Below are 17,867 nucleotides of genomic sequence, written 5' to 3'. Positions count from 1 at the left end.
CTAGTATCACTGTAGACTTTCAAACAATTGTTTAAATTCTCAGCCCGAGGTCTTGTTATGAACTATTACGCCGCGCCGGTACGCGATTTGCGCTTTGTGCTTGAAGAACTGCTAGCGCATCGCTCGCTGAACCTGCCGGGCTTTGAAGAAGCCACCCCCGATCTGGTCGAGGCAGTGCTTGAAGAAGCTGCCAAGCTGGCCGGTGATGTCTGGGGGCCGCTGAACGATGTTGGCGACAAGCAGGGAGCAAAGCGCCATTCAGATGGCAGGGTAACGACGCCGGAAGGCTTCGCGGCGGCTTACCAGGCGTATGTGGAGGGGGGCTGGAACGGCATTGGCGTCTCTGAATCATTGGGCGGACAAAATTTGCCGGAAGTGGTGGCCAGCGCCGTCCAGGAAATGCTCCACGGCGCCAATATGGCGCTGGGTCTTTGCCCCATGCTGACAGCCGGTGCTATCGAAGCCTTGGCCCACCATGGTAACGACGACCAGAAAGCGGTCTATCTCCCCAAGCTGGTAGAAGGTACCTGGACCGGGACCATGAACCTGACCGAGTCCCAGGCCGGCTCGGATCTTTCGAAGGTCCGTACTAAAGCCATTCCCGAAGGCCGTCATTACCGTATCAGCGGCCAGAAAATCTACATTACCTGGGGCGAGCACGACGCCGCCGAGAACATTATTCACCTGGTACTGGCCCGCAAACCCGACGCGCCGGAAGGCAACAAAGGCATTTCGCTGTTTCTGGTGCCCAAATTTCTGGTCAACGACGACGGTTCCCTGGGTGAGCGCAACGACGTCACCTGCGCCTCCATTGAACACAAGCTGGGCATCCACGGTTCGCCCACCTGCACCCTGAGCTTTGGCGAAAATGGCGGCGCGGTTGGCTATCTGGTCGGCGAGGAGGGGCGTGGCCTCAACCATATGTTCACCATGATGAACGAAGCGCGCCACAAGGTTGGTATTCAGGGCATTGGCGTGGCCGAGCGCGCCTGTCAGCACGCCTTTGCCTACGCCTTGGAGCGCACCCAGGGGCGTTCCCCTAAAGCCCGGGGCGGTAAGGACTGCACCATCAGCGACCACCTGGATGTGCGCCGCATGTTGCTCTCCATGCGTTCACGCACCGATGCGCTGCGCGCGCTGGCCCAGTACTGCGCCGCCGAACTGGACACCGCCCGCCATGCGGAAAACAGCGATGCCCGCCAAACCGCCCAGGCCCGCGCCGATATTTTGATTCCCGTCATCAAGAGCTTCTCCACCGATCAGGCCGTGGATATTGCCTCTATGGGCATTCAGGTACACGGCGGCATGGGCTATGTGGAAGAGACTGGCGCCGCCCAGCTGCTGCGCGATGCCCGCATTGCACCGATTTACGAAGGCACCAACGGTATCCAGGCGCTCGATCTGGCGGGGCGGAAGCTCCAGCGTGACAACGGCGAAGCGCTCACCGCGCTCTTGAAAGAGGTCGCCGCGACGGTGGAGCAGCTCAATGCCGACCCCGCCTTGGCAGCATTGGGCCGCGGCTTGGCCGCCGGGCTTGACGATTTAAAAGCCGCCCAAGCCATTGTGCTGGCAGAGGGTAAAGACCCCGATAGCGGCGCAGACGCCGTTCAGGCCTACGCGACACCGTTCCTGAATCTAGCGGGGCATGTGCTGTGCGCGTGGCAAATGGGTCAATCAGCGTTGAGTGCCAAAGCTGCCATTCATAATGGCAGCGACGATCCCTTCTATACTGCCAAGATGCGTAGCGCCGACTTTGCCATCACTCAATGGCTGCCGGTTGGCCGGGCCCAGCGGGCGGTGATTGAGGCAGGTATACAATGTTTAAGCGACTTTGAGGTTCATTGACGCTAATTGTTAGCTTCGCACCGCCGCCCTTTGAGGCGGCGGTGCTGTTTCTAGGCTATCAAAACAGTCATTTAAAACGTGCGCTTATTAATAATAACGATTTCTATAATGCCAGGAGCCGACCATGACGAACACTTCTATCTTCGAGCAGGGGTTGCCGAAGACCGTTGCCAACCACGTACCGCTTTCACCGCTGACCTTTATCGAGCGCTCGGCGTCGATCTATCCCGATTACCCTGCGGTGGTTCATGGCAGCACGCGGCGCACCTGGGGTGAGACCTGGTCGCGTTGCCGTCGGCTGGCCTCTGCCCTCAAGCAGCGAGGCATTCAGCCGGGCCAGACGGTGGCAGCCATGCTGCCCAACGTGCCCGCTATGTTTGAAGTTCACTTTGGCGTGCCGCTGGCCGGCTGTGTATTGAATACCCTGAACATCCGTCTGGATGCCGAGGCGATCAGCTATATGCTGGGGCACGGCGAGGCCAAAGCCATTCTGGTTGACCCCGAGTTTGCCGACGTCATCCAGCAAGCGGTGGCCAAGCTTGAGCATAAACCGTTGATCATTGACGTCGCCGATGTGGAGTTTCTTGGCGACACCCAGGGCATTGGGGAAATTGAATACGAAGCGCTACTCCAAGAGGGCGATGCTGAATTTGCCTATCAGCTGCCCGCGGATGAGTGGGATGCGATCTCGCTCAACTACACCTCCGGCACCACCGGTAAGCCCAAGGGGGTGGTTTATCACCATCGCGGCGCTTACCTGAACGCGGTGAGCAATATCATGGAGTGGGCGATGCCCCACCACCCGATCTATCTTTGGACACTGCCGATGTTTCACTGCAACGGCTGGTGTTTCCCGTGGACGATTGCCGCCAACGCCGGGGTCAATATTTGCCTGCGCAAAGTCGACCCCAAAAAGATCATGCAACTCATTACCGCCGAGAAGGTCACTCACTTCAGCGGGGCGCCGATTATTCTCAATGGCCTGGTGAACTTACCGGCCGACGACAAGTGCGAGTTTGATCACCCGGTGAAAGTGACCACCGCCGGTGCGGCACCTCCCGCGTCGGTAATTGCCGGGGTAGAGAAGCTGGGCATTGACGTCACCCACGTCTATGGTCTGACGGAAGTGTATGGGCCGGTGACCGTGTGCGCCTGGCGCGAGTCGTGGGATGAGTTGTCGCTGGAAGCGCGGGCCAAGATCAAAGCCCGCCAGGGGGTGCGCTATCACATGCTCGAAGCCCTCTGTGTGGCCGACCCGCTAACCATGGAGCCGGTCCCCAAGGATGGTCAGACCATCGGCGAGATTCTGATGCGCGGTAACAACGTCATGAAGGGGTATTTAAAGAATGCCGAAGCCACCGAGCAGGCGCTGGAAGGGGGCTGGTACCACACCGGGGATCTGGCCGTGTGGCACCCGGACGGCTATATCGAGATCAAGGACCGCTCCAAGGACATCATTATTTCCGGCGGTGAAAATATCTCGACCATTGAAGTGGAAGACGCTATTTACGGCCATCCTGCCGTGGAAGAGGCAGCGGTGGTGGCCAAGCCTGACGAGAAGTGGGGCGAAACCCCCTGTGCCTTTGTGAAGCTCAAAGTCGGTTATGGTGAAGTCAGCGAAGCCGATATTATCGCCCACTGCCGTGAACACTTGGCAGGCTACAAAGTCCCTAGAATGGTTATCTTCAGCGACCTGCCGAAAACCTCGACGGGCAAGATTCAGAAATTTGTACTGCGGGAAGAAGCCAAACAGCATCAATAATCGCTAGCAGAATCAGTCATCGACCGGGGAGAGAATGCATGAGTGATCAGAATATCGGTGTCGTCGGCGCAGGTACCATGGGGCAGGGGATTGCCCAAGTGGCGGTTGCCAGTGGCGTTAATGTGCACCTTTATGACGTGGCCGAGGAGCCGCTTGGCCGTGCCAAGGCAAATATCGATAAAGGTTTGGGTAAGCTGGTCACGAAAGAAAAAATCAGCGCGGTGGAGAAAGACGCTGCGCTGGCGCGCCTTTCTACCACCACCACGCTGGACGCACTAAGCAACTGCGCGGTGATTATCGAAGCTGCCCCTGAGCAACCCGAGCTGAAAGAGAAGCTGTTTCGCGATCTCAGCCAGTTGAGCAGCACCGCGATACTGGCCTCCAACACCTCTTCGCTATCACTCACTCGCCTGGCAGCGGTGTGTGAGCACCCCGAGCGCGTGGTGGGGATGCACTTCTTCAACCCGGTGCCGGTGCTCAAACTGGTGGAAGTGATTCGCGCCGAGCAGACCGCCGATGCCACCGTGGCCGAGATTGAAAAACTTGCCAAGACCCTTGGCAAAACCGCCGTGCCGGTGGGCGATACGCCTGGCTTTGCGGTCAACCGCTTACTCGTACCCATGATCAACGAAGCGGCATTTATTGTTCAGGAAGGCACTGCAACGCCTGAAGCCATTGATGAGGCGATGAAACTCGGTGCGGCTCACCCCATGGGTCCGCTGGCGCTGGCGGACCTGATTGGCCTGGATGTCTGCCTGGCGATTATGGAGGTGCTCCAGGAGGGCTTTGGCGACCCCAAATACCGTCCCTGTCCGCTGCTCAAGCGCATGGTCGCGGCGGGCTATCTAGGTCGTAAGAGCGGCCGCGGTTTTTATCATTACGATTAGCTTGCACTGACCTGAAGAGCGCGGCATAAATAAGTGATTGCCACTCAACCAAGCGTTCGCTAGGGTTGATGGGTATTCATTTTAAAATTCCATAACAAATCAAATAAGGAGCCCATCATGAGCGAAGCAGTGATCGAAAAGGTTGATAACGATGGGATGGTGCGCCTCACCATCAATCGTCCCAAAGCACTGAATGCGTTGAATAGCGATGTACTACTAGCGCTGGAAACACACCTGGTGGAGCTTGAAGCCCACCCGAATTTACGCGGCGTACTGCTTACCGGTGCCGGGGAGAAAGCCTTCGTGGCCGGTGCCGATATCACCGAAATGCGTGATAAAACACCTGAGGAAGCGCGGGACTTTGCCAGTCAAGCGCTGCGTACCATTAAACGCCTGGAAACGTTACCCGTGCCGGTGGTCGCGCTGGTGAACGGGTTTTGCCTTGGCGGCGGCTGCGAACTGGCACTGGCCTGCGACTGGGCGGTAGCCAGCGACAACGCCGTGTTCGGTCAACCTGAAGTGCTGCTCGGGGTCATCCCGGGCTTTGGCGGTACCCAGCGACTGCCGCGCCGCGTTGGCCCCGCCATGGCGATTGATCTGGTCACCACCGGACGCAAGATCGACGCCCAAGAGGCGCTGCGTATCGGCCTGGTGAACCGGTTAATGCCGCAAGCCGAGCTCGAGAGCTACGTTGAAGAGCTCACCAAACAGCTTAAAGGTAATGGCGCACAGGCGGTGCGCGGTGCCAAGCAGGCGGTTCACGACGGCTTGGATCAGGATCTGGACAGTGCTCTGGCGCTGGAAACCAGCCTTTTCGCCTTCTGCTTTGCCGGTGGTGAGCAGAAAGAGGGTATGTCCGCCTTTGTCGAGAAGCGCAAACCGAACTTTTAAGCGTTTGCTCATTCAATATTTGCTGATTTAGGGGGTGGCGCTTGCGCCACCCCCGTTTTATGCTCGAAGCAACATGGTGAAGCATTTCGTTCGATTAACGTCTCTGTTATCAACAAGGAGCGCTGCATGTTTGAGTTGTATATTGCCAACAAGAATTACTCTTCCTGGTCGCTGCGTCCTTGGGTGCTGATGAAAGCGCTGGAAATTCCGTTTAACGAACATCTCATGCCGTTCGAGGGTGGCTTTGGTGCCAGTCATGAGGCGTTTAGGCGTTTTTCCCCTTCGGGGTTGGTTCCTTGCTTGGTGGATGGCGAGCTGGCCGTGTGGGATTCTCTGGCAATCGTCGAGTACCTGGCCGAGCAACACACCAACGTATGGCCTGCAGATAAGGCAGCCCGTGCCTGGGCACGCTCAGCCACTGCCGAAATGCACAGTGGCTTTGGCGCTTTACGCGACGAGTGCTCAATGAACTGCGGCCTGCGGGTTGAGTTAAACGGCTTGTCGGATAAGTTGAAGGCTGATGTGTACCGCCTGGATGCCCTATGGCAGCAGGGACTTGAGCGCTTCGGCGGGCCCTTCCTGGCAGGCAAGTACTTCAGCGCTGTCGATGCGTTTTATGCGCCCGTGGCGTTCCGTGCGCAGACGTTCAACCTACCGCTCAGTGCACCCTCTCAGGCTTATGTGGAGCGCCTGCTGGCGCTGCCTGCCATGCAGGCCTGGTATCAAGCCGCCCTCGAAGAGCCGTGGCGCGAGCCGATGCACGAGGCCGAAACGCTAAAGAACGGCACCCTTAAAGCGGATCTCCGCCTGTCATGACCTGTCTATACCCTGTATCAGGTACACTGGCGTAAATTTTCGTTTGGAAACTGCAATGGCCCTTAGTGCAACGCCCTACAAAGTGGATATCAATCTGACCGATCTGGATCGCGGGGTGTATGAGACGCTGCGTTTTACCGTGGCACGTCATCCGTCAGAGACCGAAGAGCGCATGACCGCGCGCTTGCTTGCCTATGTGCTTTGGTATGACGAAGCCCTTGCCTTCGGGCGTGGCCTTTCCGACGTCGATGAGCCCGCTTTGTGGGAAAAGAGCCTGGATGGCCGTGTGCTGCACTGGATTGAAGTCGGCCTGCCGGATGCTGAGCGCCTTACCTGGTGTTCCAGGCGGGCTGAGCGCGTATCGCTGCTTGCCTACGGTCGCGTCGATATGTGGGAGAGCAAGGTACTGCCTAATGTGGCATCGTTGAAAAATGTGCATGTGGCGGGGCTGCCACAGGAAGCACTCGCGACCATTGCCAAGGATTTGCCAAGGGCGATTAACTGGGCCGTGATGATCAGCGAAGGATCGATGTTCATTACCGATGAAAACGGCCAACATGAAATCACGCCGTACTGGCTGCTAAGGGGTGGTTAGCCCTGCGCAAGAGTCGCTGGAGCACGGTGAATCGGAGACGCATCGGAGTGCCCTTGAGATCATCTTTTTTGATGCGCGCCAGGCTTGGCGCGCAGCGCCTTGACTGGCGCTGTTCCTGAGTTGGTACCTGAGGGTGACTTTGGGGTTAAAGTCCCCTGCACGCCCGGTAAGGGTGTCCCTCGCGAAGGGAAATCTGAAGAAAGCTCGAGGCAAAACGCTGGCCTGACGAACATGAAACGGATTGAGGCGTCATAGCGGCGTGAGGTGGCCCCATCATCAAAGCCTAGCACTTTTGCTGTACGCCATGACGTATATCCGACAGACTCAAGCGGTACAAATTCGTCTGGAACGAATTTGAGTGTCAGCCTGAAATGTGAGGCGCAAGGATGCGCTGAACAACGTCGCGTGCCTTACCTTGGGAGGTCTGGTGGTCTGCTAGGGCGCTATCGGGGTCGAGAGGCGACGGGAGGGAGTATTAGGCGAGGTCTAAATAATCGCTGATTTTCGCTGGCCTTGATTTTAGTCGGCCTAAATCAAAGATTGAGACGCTATTTTTCCGTTATTGGCGTTTTTTGCCTATTTCCGCCATGTCGGCGAAAACAGTCGCACTGGCCCTACGCCAGCAGGTATTTTTCACCGATCAGCAGATTGCTGAACGCGGCCAGCAAATTTCATCTTCAACTGCCTCCAGGGAATCAGCTTGTCATCCGCTTAAGAAAGATCTCACGACGGGTCTTCTTGCGCTTCTTGGTTTGGTACTCGGCTTCGGAAAAGGTGATTTGATCCATGGTGGCAACGAATCCTGTTGTGAGCAGGGACAGGATTATCGCTCATTTCGTGAGTTATTCAGAGTGTCCATAAAAAATATCTTTATTTTATTGAATGACTACCTTTTAGTAGGTAAGGTGTTGTCATATTCATTACTAATAAAGGTCAAAAATGAAAATCTACGAAACCGAAGGCTTTCCCAACCCGCTACGCGTCCGTATTGCCCTTGCCGAGAAAGGTGCTACCGACAAAGTGGTGTTTGTCCCGGTGGATGTCATGGGTGGTGAACACCGTACCAGTGATTTCAGGGCAAAGAACCCCGATGCCACCGTACCGGTACTGGAGCTTGATGATGGCACCTGCATTGCACAGTGCAACGCCATCACTGAGTACCTGGACGGTGTGTTTGACGGGCCCTCCCTAACGGGCGCCTCGCCTAAAGAGCGTGCGGTTATCGCGATGATGAATATTCGTGCCGAATCCGGTTTGATGAATGCGGTGGGCGCGTATTTCCACCATGCAACCCAGGGCCTGGGACCCGACCTCGAGACATGGCAATGCCCTGACTGGGGCAATAAGCAGAAGGAGGTCGCTCAGTCCACGATGGCCTACCTCAACGAGGTTCTTGCGGAAAACGAGTTTCTTGCTGGTGACCGTTTCACTGTTGCGGATATCACGACTTATGCCGGGATGGTGTTTGCAGAATTTGCCAAGGTTGACATTCCCGATCATCTCGATCATCTCCTCGCCTGGCGTGCCCGGGTCGCGGCCCGTCCGTCGATTACCGGCTGATGCCAGGGGCTTTTGGCTTGGCAGACTGATTAACCGGAGGACAGAGCATGGAAATCAATGCAGACTTTACAAAGCCCGTGGTCATTGACACCGACCAGCTTGAGTGGCGCCCTTCACCTATGAAAGGGGTGGAGCGGCGAATGCTGGATCGTATCGGTGGCGAAGTGGCCCGTGCTACCAGTATTGTGCGGTATGCGCCAGGCAGTCGGTTTTCGGCGCACACGCATGACGGTGGTGAAGAATTCATCGTACTTGACGGTGTGTTTCAGGACGAACATGGGGATTATCCGGCGGGAACCTATGTGCGGAATCCGCCAACCACGTCTCATGTGCCTGGTTCTGACGAGGGATGTACGATTTTCGTCAAGCTCTGGCAGTTTAATCCAGCGGACCGTACTCAGTTCAGCAAAAACATGGAAGCGGAACTGGGTGCTCCGGTGGAAGGCATTTCCACCTCGCTCCTGCACGAGGACGAGCGTGAAACGGTCACTTACCGCAAGCTTGAGCCCGGTGCTACCTTAACATCAGACGCGGCTGGCGGGATCGAGGTGTTGGTCCTGGACGGCGATGTCGCGGTAAACGATGATGTGCTGGGCAGGAATGCCTGGCTGCGCCTGCCTGAAGGAGAAGCATTATCCGCAACGGCCGGAGCCCATGGGGCGGAAATCTGGATTAAGACAGGGCACCTTCAGTTTGTCAGGACCCCCGAAGTTTAACTGGTGGGAGTCTGAACATTCTGTACCGGTAAGGAGCCCAAAGGGCTTGATCAAGGGAAGGAATCTCAACCTTCCCCTGATCAAGGTACCATACTAGGTAACTGCCTGAGTGAACGACGTCAACCTTTGACTAATTATGAACCGTGACACAAGAACCGCCCTGTTAGACTTCGCAGAGCGCACCGCCCGATCAAGAGGGTTTGACGGGTTCAGCTATGCGGATCTCGCGAAGGCCATCGGCATCAGAAAGGCTTCCATTCATTATCACTTTCCGACCAAGGCGGACTTGTCGGAGCGTTTGATCGAGCGGTATCACACCAGCCTGAAAGAGCGGCTGGCTGAAATAGAGGCGGCTTGTCCCAGCGCTGGCGCACGCCTAAGTGCTCTCATCGCTGTGTACCGGGGTGCCCTGCATGACGGCCAGACTGTCTGCCTGTGCGTTGCCTTTTCAATCTGTCGAGAAAGCCTGCCCGAGGCGGTTGTTAACCGGGTGGGTAGCGTTCGGACAATGGTGCTGGACTGGATCAGGGCAACCTTTGAACGGGGCCTGAGGGATGGATCAATCTCGTCCATTTCTGATCCTGCACAAGAAGCCTGCGCAACCCTGGCCATGCTGGAAGGCGCCCATCTGGCGGCGCGCACCGTAGAAGATCCCGCTCCGTTTGATGCGGCTACACAACTTTTAAGGGCTCGCTGCCAAAGTGCTTCGGAAGGGAACAACACTGGCGTTTGAATGGCAATGAATGAGACACGACAAAAAGTCACGACATTAACCTTTCATCAGGAGGTGCAACATGACCACTCACAACCTGCCAAGATTTGATAGCAATTCGTTACGCTACAGAGCACTCGGAAACTCGGGCTTGTTCGTCTCCGAACTCTGCCTGGGCACCATGACCTTTGGCGGTGATGAAGGCATCTGGGGCCTGATCGGGCAATTGCAGCAGGAACAGGCCGACGAACTGGTGAAGATCGCCCTGGAAGCCGGTATCAACTTCATCGATACGGCCAACATCTATGGCTTGGGTGCCAGCGAACGCATCGTTGGCCAATCCCTGAAAAACCTCGGTGTCCGCCGGGAAGATGTCGTGTTGGCCACCAAAGTGCTCGGCCCCATGGGCGAGGGCCCCAATGCCCGTGGTGCTTCCCGAGGCCACATCATGAGCGAATGCAAGGCGAGCCTGGCGCGATTGCAGACCGACTATATTGATCTGTACCAGATCCATGGCTTTGATCCGGCCACCCCGATCGAAGAAACCCTGGAGGCACTGAACACCCTCGTGCAACAGGGCCATGTGCGTTATGTGGGCTTGTCTAACTGGGCCGCCTGGCAGGTCATGAAGGCCATCGGTATCACCCGGGCCCGCAACCTGTGCCCGGTCGCGTCTCTGCAGGCGTACTACACCCTGGTGGGGCGCGACCTGGAACGGGAGGTGATCCCCATGTTGGCGTCGGAAAAGGTCGGGTTGATGGTGTGGAGCCCGCTGGCCGGCGGTTACCTGTCCGGCAAATACGAGGGTCCGGACGTGTCCGAGGACAACCGGCGCGCCAAATTGGACTTCCCGCCGATTAACCGAGAACGGGGCAGAGAGGTTATCAAGGTCATGCGGGAGGTGGCTGACGGAAAACAGATTGACGGCGAACCCGTCACCATGGCCCAGATCGCGCTAGCGTGGCTGCTGCACCAGAAGCCTGTATCCAGTGTTATTGTTGGTGCCAAGCGACCAGATCAGCTGAAAGCCAATATCCGGGCCGCACGGATCCGATTGTCTGATGGCGAGCGTAAAGCCCTGGACGAGGCGAGTCGTATCCCGGAGGAGTACCCGGGCTGGATGATGAGCATGATGGCTGGGTACCGCGAGCAAGGCGAATCATAAAGGTCGCTATTTTATTGATGAGGAATACCCATGACGCCAACACAGACACAAGATCTTTCTCTAACGGAACACCACGACCAGTATGACGCAATCGCTCCAACCTCTACGCTTTCAGGCACCGCCTCTGGCAAAATTGTCCTCATAATGGGTGCCTCAAGGGGAATTGGTAGGGAAACGGCGATATGCTTCGCTAAAGCAGGAGCCAAAGCCATTTATCTGACAGCACGCTCTGAGCAGTCGCTGGTGGAAACACAAGACTTAGTCTTTCAGGCAAATTCCGATACTCGGTGCGCTTATTCCATCTGCGACGTCACCAATGCGGCACAGGTTGACGCTGCGGTATCAGCTTGTGTAGAACAATTTGGCGGCATTGATCTAGTTGATGCGAATGCAGGGCATCTTGAACGGTGGGCTAAAATCGGTGAGTCTGATCCAGAGAGCTGGTGGCATACTTGGGAGGTCAATATCCAAGGAACCTATCATATCATACGGTATTCTATTCCCCACCTCATTCAATCTGCAAAAAAGTGGGCAGACATAGGAGGCAGCGGCGGTCATTTGGTTCTACTGTCGTCTGTCGGGGCTCAGCGAGTTGCGCCTACCGCATCCAGTTATCAGACATCCAAGCATGCCATCAATCGCCTTTGTGAGTTTGTGGATGTTGATCATGGTGAGGATGGTGTCAAATGCTTTGCCCTTCATCCAGGCGGCGTTGCTACAGAACTTGCTCGAAACATGCCTGAGGATAGGCACTCCTTTCTGATCGACAGTCCGGAGCTGTCAGCCGCCTTTCTAGTCTGGCTGGCGTCAGGAAGGGCAGATTGGGCACGAGGGCGCTATCTGAGTGCTAATTGGGATGTGGATGAGCTTACCTCGCTCAAAGAGGAAATCCTGCGAGACGACTTATTGGTCAATCGCCTCCAGACTGGTATGCAATAAGTAATGCTAGGTGTGTAAACAACCAACTTTTGGGGGGCGGGAAAGAAAAGTATGCTTGCTATCTTTTTACATCATTACATACAATCAACAATGTTTGTATCCGTTTCCTCAACTCAAGGAATGAGCCATGATGCCGTTCGCCAAACATCCCAGCATCCGCAAAGGCATATTTTGCAAAGCTGCGCTGTCGTTTGTATTGTCTTCCAGTTTACTACCGATGGCCGTGGCCGCTGAGGATAATACGCTTTCCCTTAAGTTCGAAAACGATCTATTTGCCAGTAGTGATGATGGTCACTTTACCAGTGGCTTTGAGCTGAACTGGATGTTTAAGCCTGAGCCGCAAAGCTGGATGCAGCGTTTAGCCACGGCGTTGCCGGATGGGCTCATTAGCCAGGCAGATCGCGCCTCTTACCGTTTGATACACCAAATTTACACGCCCGATGTCATTAAGCGTCGCGATCTTATTGAAGATGATCGCCCATACGCTGGTTTAATATATGGTGGTGTATCGCTTTATGAAGATAAGCCAGTAGGCCGTTGGCAGCAGGCAACGGATCTGCATTTGGACGTTGGCTTAGTAGGGCCTTCCTCTCAAGCAGATAGCATTCAGCAAGAGGTTCACCGCCTAACAGACAGTGATCGCCCACGTGGCTGGCGAAACCAGTTGGACGATGAGCCTATTATCAATTTTACGATGCGGCGTCAGTGGTGGCACGATACCCCCTTGGCTGGCAAGCAGTTTTCTCATGGCCCCAGCGTCGGGGCAGCACTTGGCAATCTCTATACTTATGCCAGTGCAGGTTATAGCGTGCGCTGGGGAGATGATGCACAGGGAGTTCCGACGCTGACCCCCAATCCCGGCAGTCGTCATCAGATCCATGGCAACAGCGGTTGGCAATGGTATCTGTTCGCCAACATGGAAGGATATTACATGGCGCAAAATCTGACACTTGACGGTAATACTTTCCAAGATAGTCACTCGGTCGACCGCAAGGAATGGGTAGGCGATATTTCAGGTGGGTTGGCGCTCGCCTGGGAAGACTGGCAGGTCACCTATGCAGCCGTGGCGCGCTCTCGGGAGTTTGATGGTCAGGAGGAGTCGGATAAATTCGGTGCGGTGACGCTCTCGAAGCGTTTTTAAGTCAAGTTTAGCCCTATAGGGGTCGCTTTTGGATGGACATCATGGAACCTGCGGGCGGCCTATCGAGCCGCCCGCAGGTTTTTTTGTGGTGGCTAAAGTGGTGATGGTTAATTGATGGTGGCGTGTTGACATCCTCGGCCCGGATTATTACTATAATGCAAATAAAAATCTATATCATTAATATTTGCTCCGGGATCTGTTTATCATGCGAAACGCTTTTTTCTCTATGCGTTGCCTTTCCAGCGCAGTTGCCATGGCATCAATATTTGGCACGCCGACGCTTGTCGTCGCCCAACAAAACCCCTCCGCCAACGATGTAGAGTTAGAGGCGATGCAAGTGGTCGCCACCGCTGTGGATGCCATGGGCTATATCGAAGCCGAAAAACAGCCCAGCGTCGGCAAGCTGGATGTGCCGCTCAACGAGCAGCCGTTTTCGCTCTCGGTGGTGGATGAGCAGTTTATGCAAGATACCGGCAGTAAAACGATTCAGGATGCGCTGCTCTATACGCCTGGCGTGTATGCGGGTAACTTCGGTTTCGATACGCGAATTGACGGTGCCACCGTGCGTGGCGTTGATGCCGGGCGCTATCTGGATGGCCTGCGCCAGATTTACGGCTCTTACAACTCGGTGCGCACTAACCCTTACGCGCTGGAAAGCGTGGAAGTGCTGAAAGGGCCGTCTTCCATGCTTTACGGCCAGGCTGACTTGGGGGGTATCATCAACGGTGTTTCCAAGCTGCCCGAAGAAGAGCGTAGCGGGGAAGTGTGGGCGCAGTACGGCTCTAACAACCGCAAGCAGCTGGCGTTTGACGTAACCGGGGCGGCAGACGAGGACGGGAAACTGCTGTATCGCCTGGTCGGCCTCAAGCGCGACAGTGATACCCAGGTCGACCACGTGGAAGACGACGGCTATGTGGTTTCGCCATCGCTGACCTGGCGGCCTAGCGACGACACGGAAATTACCCTGCTGGTCAATCGCCAGGAGAACAAGGGCCAGGTGTCGGCGCAGTTCCTGCCCCAGGCTGGCACGCTGGAGCCGGGATCCCAGGGCTTTATCGGCTCGGAGCGTTTTGTCGGCGAGCCGGGCTGGGATCGTTACGACCGCGAGAAAACCGAAACGACGTTGTTTTTCGACCATCAACTGAACCGCGACTGGGCTTTTTCGGCCACCGCACGTTACACCGATTCCAGCACCGAAACCCGCGAGCACTGGGTGGATATTGGCACCCAGCCGGATGCCAATGGGGAGGTCTCGCGGACGATCTATACTGCCGATGCCGAAACCCAAATTTTTAACCTTGACGCCCGTCTGGAAGGGGAATTTGCTCTGGGTGATACCAAGCACAACCTGATTGCTGGTATTGATCGCCAAGACGCCACTTGGGAGCAGGATAACTATTCATCGGTAGCGGGAGGCGGTGGCACCATTAATATTTATGACCCGCAATATGGCAACTTGCAGTTGGATTCGCTTGACCCTTCAGACCGGCCGGGCAACGAGATTGACCAAGTCGGCATTTATTTGGCCGATCATATCGAAGTCGGTCCGGTGGTGGTTTCCGCTGGGTTGCGTCACGACTGGGCTGAAAACCGTCAGGTAGCGGTTGCGGGCAGCGATACAGTGAGCGATGAAGAGGCCACCACCGGGCGTCTGGGCTTGATGTACCAATTTGATAACGGCATCTCGCCCTATGTGAGCTACTCCGAAGCGTTTGCGATGAACTTGGGTAACGATGGTGCGTCGGAAGGCGGTACGTTAGACCCCACCACTGGCGAGCAAGAAGAGGTGGGCATCAAGTACCTGTCACCGGATAAATCGCTGTCGGTCAGTGCGGCGTATTTTGACATTAGCGAAGAAAACCGCATTGCAGAGGGCGCAACCCCCGGTGGAGTGACACAAACCGGTGCCGTCATTGATGGCTGGGAGTTGCAAATCAACAAGCGCTGGCAGGACTTTGAAACCCAGCTGGGCTACACCAATATGAATGCCGATGATGAAAGCACCGGCGAGCGGCTACCATACGTGGCGGAAAAGCAGGCGTCCTGGTGGAACAAGCTTTATCTGGGGAATAACTGGCGATTTGGTGCCGGGGTTCGCTACATCGGTGACAACGTAGGCTCGGGTGGTGCGCCCAAGGTGCCGTCCGAGACCCTGGTTGACGCCATGATCGGGTATACCGTCGGGAAGTGGGATCTAAGCCTGGATGCCAAAAACCTGACTGACGAAGAGTTTATCTCCTGGTGCCGTTATGAGGGCGGCGACTGTGGCTATGGCGAGAGACGCAACGTGACGGCCAACGTACGTTACCGATTTTAATTCCTGACGTTCAGCGCATTGAAAGGACAAAAGGGACGGCTACGCCGTCCCTTTTGCGTTAGCCATGAGGCTTTTTAACCAGAATGGCCACCAACCTGCGCACAATGGGTAACACCAGGTTAATGACCGGCAGCGCGACGGCAAAGGCAAACAGCCACGCTTTGAGCCAGATCATCACAATCCCGTCAATAAAGCCGATGTTGTATAGCGTAATCACCAGCGACATCACACATGACATGAACAGCGCCATCAAAAAGGTAAACAGCAACTGGCTATATTTTGGGTCAATCATCGTGCGCCCCTTCACACTGCGTATCAGGCCAGGACTCAACTCAAAACGGCCCGCGTGGGCCGTTCGTGATTAAGGTGGAGCACTATTATTGCTTGTCTTGGGTACGCAGTTCAAAGTCGCTGGCGTCGTGGCGCTCATGTAACTGCTCATGGGGTTCGCCCCAGGTGCGGTTGACCATGCGGCCCCGTTTGACGGCCGGGCGCTCATCGATCTCTTCGGTCCAGCGAATGACATTTTTGTAGGTGTGGGCTTCAAGGAACTCAGCCGCCTCGTAAACCCGGTTTTTGACCAGTGCGCCGTACCAGGGGTATATCGCCATGTCGGCAATGGTGTATTCATCGCCTGCAATGAAGCGGTTTTCGGCCAGGTGGCGGTCGAGTACATCAAGCTGGCGCTTTACTTCCATGGTGTAGCGATCGATCGGATACTGATAGCTCTCCGGTGCGTACGCGTAAAAGTGGCCGAAGCCGCCACCGAGTAGCGGCGCGCTGCCCATTTGCCAGAATAACCAGGACAAGCACTCGGTGCGTTTTGCCGGGTCAGTGGGCAGGAAGGCGTTAAATTTCTCGGCCAGATAAAGCAGGATGGCGCCGGATTCAAATACGCGCTGGGGCGGGTTAACGCTGTGATCCATCAGCGCGGGAATTTTCGAGTTGGGATTCACTTCGACAAAACCGCTGCTGAATTGGTCGCCTTCACCAATCTGGATCAGGTGGGCATCATACTCAGCGCCCTCAATGCCTTTCTCCAGCAACTCTTCGAGCATCACGGTGACTTTCACCCCGTTGGGGGTGGCCAGTGAATAAAGCTGTAGGGGATGTTTACCAACCGGCAACGGTTTGTCATGCGTTGCGCCCGCGACAGGGCGGTTAATGTTGGCAAATTTGCCGCCGTTGCCGGGTTCCCATTGCCATACGCGTGGTGGGGTGTAGGTGTCTTCGCTCATCGTTCCCTCCTGTTAAAGGAAGCCACCGCACCAAATGATGCGGTGGCTGATGGTTCGCTGACTATCGACCTTATACCACTGTCAGTGTGACGTCGATATTACCGCGCGTTGCATTGGAGTAGGGGCAGACAACGTGGGCCTTATCGACCAGCATTTGCGCCACGTCTTTTTCAAGGCCGGGCAGGCTGATTTCGAGTTCCACTTCAATGCCAAAACCGGTCGGAATAGCCCCAATGCCAACGTGGCCGTTAATTTGGGTATCGTCTGGCAGCTTGACTTTTTCTTGGCTGGCAACGTGTTTAAGGGCGCCTAAAAAGCAGGCTGAGTAACCTGCTGCAAAAAGCTGTTCGGGATTGGTGCCGTCGCCGCCGGGGCCGCCCAGTTCTTTGGGCGTGCTTAGCTTGACGCTCAACGCGCCGTCCGACGATTTGGCATGACCCTCGCGGCCGCCGGTAGCGGTGGCGTGGGCACGGTAGGCAATGGTTTCAATCGACATCGTCAATACTCCCTGAATAATTCGATAAGTAGGGTTTACCCAGCTTGTACACATCATGGACGTGATCAATAGGTTAGTGCAGCTTTAGTTTGTGCGCAAGGTAAATGAGGGAGCGCTGTGTAGCCGGACTGGCGATAGGCTGATTACTGGGACTGCTGCAGTTTATCTCGAAGTTTGACCAGGTCGTCCTTGAGCTGGGTGAGTGCCTCAATGGACTGCTCGCTAGCATTGACCACGCAGCTGGGGATGTGGCGCGCCTGCTCGCGCATTGCGCGTCCTCGATCGGTTAGAAAAAGCTCCACGACCCGCTCATCCTGGCAGCTACGCTGCCTGATCAGTAGCTGATCGGCTTCAAGCCGTTTAAGCAGCGGCGTGACCGAGCCAGGGTCAGTGAGTAAGCGCTTGCTCAATGTGCTGACGGTAATGCCGTCTTCCTGCCAGAGCACCAGCATTGCAAGGTATTGGGGGTAGGTAAGCCCCAGTTCTTTAAGCAGCGGCTTATAGACCTTGGTCATCATCAGGGACGTGGAGTAAAGCGCGAAACAAAGCTGGTTATCGAGTTCCAGTTCGCTACAGGTCGGGGCGTCGGCCATGAAGGCTCCGTAACAAAATGCGTGACCTTAATGTAGCGTGATCCACCGTGGAGTGGCTAGCGCTCTATACCTTGGTCGCAATTTACCTGTTTCGCTTTGACACCGTGATGGCAGATGGCTAGCCTTCGCTTAACCAATGTTACCGGTAACAAAGCGTCGATAATCGTCGTGGCCGGCAACGTTCACTCGGTGGC

General features: G+C 55.9%; 17 protein-coding genes. 13 read left to right on the top strand and 4 right to left on the bottom strand.

Annotation, left to right across the window (positions count from 1 at the left end; translation table 11 throughout):
- Nucleotides 1-57: 57 nt before the first annotated feature.
- The 13 genes from IT895_RS13305 to IT895_RS13245 all read left to right on the top strand — a co-directional run bounded on the left by IT895_RS13305 (nt 58) and on the right by IT895_RS13245 (nt 15,346).
- The gene (locus IT895_RS13305; protein WP_199283725.1) at nt 58-1,845 is read left to right on the top strand and encodes an acyl-CoA dehydrogenase; all 1,788 of its coding nucleotides are present in this window, start codon (nt 58-60) and stop codon (nt 1,843-1,845) included.
- Nucleotides 1,846-1,969: 124 nt separating this feature from the next.
- Complete coding sequence (locus IT895_RS13300) at nt 1,970-3,607, top strand: acyl-CoA synthetase (RefSeq protein ID WP_199283724.1); 1,638 nt, start codon at nt 1,970-1,972, stop codon at nt 3,605-3,607.
- 38 nt (nt 3,608-3,645) lie between these two features.
- Nucleotides 3,646-4,494, top strand: coding sequence for a 3-hydroxyacyl-CoA dehydrogenase family protein (locus IT895_RS13295; RefSeq protein ID WP_199283723.1), 849 nt, complete (start codon nt 3,646-3,648; stop codon nt 4,492-4,494).
- A gap of 117 nt (nt 4,495-4,611) precedes the next feature.
- Nucleotides 4,612-5,385 (top strand): enoyl-CoA hydratase-related protein, encoded by a 774-nt coding sequence (locus IT895_RS13290; RefSeq protein ID WP_199283722.1) that lies wholly within the window; start codon nt 4,612-4,614, stop codon nt 5,383-5,385.
- Between the two features lie 126 nt (nt 5,386-5,511).
- Nucleotides 5,512-6,201 (top strand): glutathione S-transferase family protein, encoded by a 690-nt coding sequence (locus IT895_RS13285; protein ID WP_199283721.1) that lies wholly within the window; start codon nt 5,512-5,514, stop codon nt 6,199-6,201.
- Between the two features lie 55 nt (nt 6,202-6,256).
- Entirely contained in the window at nt 6,257-6,796 is a 540-nt protein-coding gene (locus tag IT895_RS13280) for a YaeQ family protein (protein ID WP_199283720.1), read from the top strand.
- Between the two features lie 939 nt (nt 6,797-7,735).
- Nucleotides 7,736-8,356 (top strand): glutathione S-transferase family protein, encoded by a 621-nt coding sequence (locus IT895_RS13275; RefSeq protein WP_199283719.1) that lies wholly within the window; start codon nt 7,736-7,738, stop codon nt 8,354-8,356.
- A 47-nt stretch (nt 8,357-8,403) separates the two neighbouring features.
- The gene (locus IT895_RS13270; RefSeq protein WP_199283718.1) at nt 8,404-9,072 is read left to right on the top strand and encodes a cupin domain-containing protein; all 669 of its coding nucleotides are present in this window, start codon (nt 8,404-8,406) and stop codon (nt 9,070-9,072) included.
- A 136-nt stretch (nt 9,073-9,208) separates the two neighbouring features.
- Nucleotides 9,209-9,805: a TetR/AcrR family transcriptional regulator gene (locus IT895_RS13265; RefSeq protein WP_199283717.1), complete on the top strand. Its 597-nt coding sequence runs from the start codon at nt 9,209-9,211 to the stop codon at nt 9,803-9,805.
- 61 nt (nt 9,806-9,866) lie between these two features.
- Nucleotides 9,867-10,949: an aldo/keto reductase gene (locus IT895_RS13260; RefSeq protein ID WP_199283716.1), complete on the top strand. Its 1,083-nt coding sequence runs from the start codon at nt 9,867-9,869 to the stop codon at nt 10,947-10,949.
- Nucleotides 10,950-10,979: 30 nt separating this feature from the next.
- Complete coding sequence (locus IT895_RS13255) at nt 10,980-11,888, top strand: SDR family oxidoreductase (protein ID WP_199283715.1); 909 nt, start codon at nt 10,980-10,982, stop codon at nt 11,886-11,888.
- A 127-nt stretch (nt 11,889-12,015) separates the two neighbouring features.
- Nucleotides 12,016-13,029 (top strand): lipid A deacylase LpxR family protein, encoded by a 1,014-nt coding sequence (locus IT895_RS13250; RefSeq protein ID WP_325073157.1) that lies wholly within the window; start codon nt 12,016-12,018, stop codon nt 13,027-13,029.
- Nucleotides 13,030-13,282: 253 nt separating this feature from the next.
- Entirely contained in the window at nt 13,283-15,346 is a 2,064-nt protein-coding gene (locus tag IT895_RS13245) for a TonB-dependent siderophore receptor (RefSeq protein ID WP_233337245.1), read from the top strand.
- Nucleotides 15,347-15,404: 58 nt separating this feature from the next.
- On the opposite strand, the gene IT895_RS13240 is transcribed toward IT895_RS13245, so the two are convergent.
- The 4 genes from IT895_RS13240 to IT895_RS13225 form a co-directional block, all read right to left on the bottom strand.
- Nucleotides 15,405-15,638, bottom strand: a complete 234-nt coding sequence (locus IT895_RS13240; RefSeq protein ID WP_066318722.1) for a DUF2798 domain-containing protein — start codon at nt 15,636-15,638, stop codon at nt 15,405-15,407.
- 85 nt (nt 15,639-15,723) lie between these two features.
- Entirely contained in the window at nt 15,724-16,584 is an 861-nt protein-coding gene (yghU, locus tag IT895_RS13235) for a glutathione-dependent disulfide-bond oxidoreductase (RefSeq protein ID WP_199283713.1), read from the bottom strand.
- Between the two features lie 70 nt (nt 16,585-16,654).
- Nucleotides 16,655-17,080, bottom strand: a complete 426-nt coding sequence (locus IT895_RS13230) for an organic hydroperoxide resistance protein (protein WP_066318718.1) — start codon at nt 17,078-17,080, stop codon at nt 16,655-16,657.
- 143 nt (nt 17,081-17,223) lie between these two features.
- Complete coding sequence (locus IT895_RS13225) at nt 17,224-17,673, bottom strand: MarR family winged helix-turn-helix transcriptional regulator (protein WP_066318717.1); 450 nt, start codon at nt 17,671-17,673, stop codon at nt 17,224-17,226.
- Nucleotides 17,674-17,867: the final 194 nt, after the last annotated feature.

It is taken from the genome of Halomonas sp. A40-4 (assembly GCF_015767635.1).
GTDB classification, from domain to species: domain Bacteria; phylum Pseudomonadota; class Gammaproteobacteria; order Pseudomonadales; family Halomonadaceae; genus Vreelandella; species Vreelandella janggokensis.
This window is presented reverse-complemented; position numbering and strand designations above follow the sequence as displayed.

Coding starts and splice junctions, on each gene's coding strand:
- IT895_RS13305 (WP_199283725.1), top strand. CDS start 58: ATGAACTATTACGCCGCGCCGGTACGCGATTTGCGCTTTGTGCTTGAA.
- IT895_RS13285 (WP_199283721.1), top strand. CDS start 5,512: ATGTTTGAGTTGTATATTGCCAACAAGAATTACTCTTCCTGGTCGCTG.
- IT895_RS13265 (WP_199283717.1), top strand. CDS start 9,209: ATGAACCGTGACACAAGAACCGCCCTGTTAGACTTCGCAGAGCGCACC.
- IT895_RS13230 (WP_066318718.1), bottom strand. CDS start 17,080: ATGTCGATTGAAACCATTGCCTACCGTGCCCACGCCACCGCTACCGGC.
- IT895_RS13300 (WP_199283724.1), top strand. CDS start 1,970: ATGACGAACACTTCTATCTTCGAGCAGGGGTTGCCGAAGACCGTTGCC.
- IT895_RS13240 (WP_066318722.1), bottom strand. CDS start 15,638: ATGATTGACCCAAAATATAGCCAGTTGCTGTTTACCTTTTTGATGGCG.
- IT895_RS13260 (WP_199283716.1), top strand. CDS start 9,867: ATGACCACTCACAACCTGCCAAGATTTGATAGCAATTCGTTACGCTAC.
- IT895_RS13275 (WP_199283719.1), top strand. CDS start 7,736: ATGAAAATCTACGAAACCGAAGGCTTTCCCAACCCGCTACGCGTCCGT.
- IT895_RS13290 (WP_199283722.1), top strand. CDS start 4,612: ATGAGCGAAGCAGTGATCGAAAAGGTTGATAACGATGGGATGGTGCGC.
- IT895_RS13295 (WP_199283723.1), top strand. CDS start 3,646: ATGAGTGATCAGAATATCGGTGTCGTCGGCGCAGGTACCATGGGGCAG.
- IT895_RS13270 (WP_199283718.1), top strand. CDS start 8,404: ATGGAAATCAATGCAGACTTTACAAAGCCCGTGGTCATTGACACCGAC.
- IT895_RS13255 (WP_199283715.1), top strand. CDS start 10,980: ATGACGCCAACACAGACACAAGATCTTTCTCTAACGGAACACCACGAC.
- yghU (WP_199283713.1), bottom strand. CDS start 16,584: ATGAGCGAAGACACCTACACCCCACCACGCGTATGGCAATGGGAACCC.
- IT895_RS13245 (WP_233337245.1), top strand. CDS start 13,283: ATGGCATCAATATTTGGCACGCCGACGCTTGTCGTCGCCCAACAAAAC.
- IT895_RS13250 (WP_325073157.1), top strand. CDS start 12,016: ATGATGCCGTTCGCCAAACATCCCAGCATCCGCAAAGGCATATTTTGC.
- IT895_RS13225 (WP_066318717.1), bottom strand. CDS start 17,673: ATGGCCGACGCCCCGACCTGTAGCGAACTGGAACTCGATAACCAGCTT.
- IT895_RS13280 (WP_199283720.1), top strand. CDS start 6,257: ATGGCCCTTAGTGCAACGCCCTACAAAGTGGATATCAATCTGACCGAT.